This window comes from Nonomuraea sp. NPDC005650 (assembly GCF_040605375.1).
Classification (GTDB): domain Bacteria; phylum Actinomycetota; class Actinomycetes; order Streptosporangiales; family Streptosporangiaceae; genus Nonomuraea.
Genome location: NZ_JBEXCR010000144.1, coordinates 1 through 1,149, shown reverse-complemented (window position 1 = coordinate 1,149; position 1,149 = coordinate 1). Strand labels below are relative to the sequence as shown.

Annotated in this window: 1 protein-coding gene; it reads right to left on the bottom strand. The window is 70.5% G+C overall.

Features of this window, described 5'->3' with window-relative positions; translation table 11 throughout:
• On the bottom strand, positions 1 to 830 hold an 830-nt coding region (locus ABZS69_RS67075; RefSeq protein WP_355395688.1), incomplete at its 3' end, for a GNAT family N-acetyltransferase.
• Positions 831 to 1,149 lie beyond the last annotated feature (319 nt).

Below are 1,149 nucleotides of genomic sequence, written 5' to 3'. Positions count from 1 at the left end.
GTCAGCACCACCAGCCCGGCCACCCCGGCCGCCGCGCAGTCACGCGCCACATCCAGCACCCGCCGGGCGGGCACCGCCACCACCGCCAGATCCACGCCGTCGGGCACCTTGGGGTGGCAGGCCAGTCCGGCGATCTCGCCGGCGCTGGGGTTGACGGGATGGATCGGGCCGCAGAAGCCGCCGTCGATGAGGTTGCGCAGCACCTTGTGCCCGATGGCGTGCTCGTCACGGCTCGCGCCGATCACCGCCACCGAACGCGGCGCCAGCACCCGCGCCAGTGACGCTCGCTCCGCCTCGTGGTCACGAGCCTCGATGGCCGCCATCAGCCTGGGGGTGGGCTCGGCGGCGATGCTGACGTGCAACGTGCCGCCCTCGAAGTACTGCTCCAGCTTCAGGCCCAGGTCGCGCAGCACCTGGATCATCGGCCGGTTCTCGGCCAGCACGTCGGCGACCAGCTCGCGCACGCCGTGCTCGGCGGCGTCCACGGCGAGGTGCTCCAGCAGCAGCGTGCCCAGGCCATGCCCGTGCACGGCGTCGTCCAGAAGGATGCCCAGGTCGGCACGACCATCCTCCATGGGGATGTACTCGGCGACCGCGACCAGCCGGCCGCGCAGGCCGGCCACCCGCGCGCGGCCGCCGTAGCTGTCACTGGTGATGCGATCGATGTAGGCGTGGGCGGTGTTGCGACCGCCGGTGAAGAAACGCAGGTACGCCGAGCGTTCCGACGAGCGGTCGACCAACTGGTGCAGGCCCTCGCGGTCGGCGGGGCACAGCGGGCGCACATGAGCGATGCCGCCGTCACGCAGCAGCACGTCGTACCCGTCAGGCATGCTGGGCTCCCGTTCAGACGCAAGTTCGGCCTTCAGACATGACGATTCCGCAGGGCGGGCGCGCTCGGCAGTGCTGGACGGCTCTCCGGCTAAGGCCGAAGGTCCCTGGCACTTGCCGGGGGACCAAGGTCCTGGCGGGCCGGGTCACCCGACCCTACGGCGGGCTCCAGTAGTGCTCCGACACTGAAGGTAATGACTTCCCTGCCCGTGAAAGGGGCCCGAGAACATGGATCAGATCGTGCTCGGCTATGACGGCTCGGATTTCGCGATGCAGGCTCTGGACTGGGCGCTGGACGAGGCGGAGCTTCGCAAGCTGCCG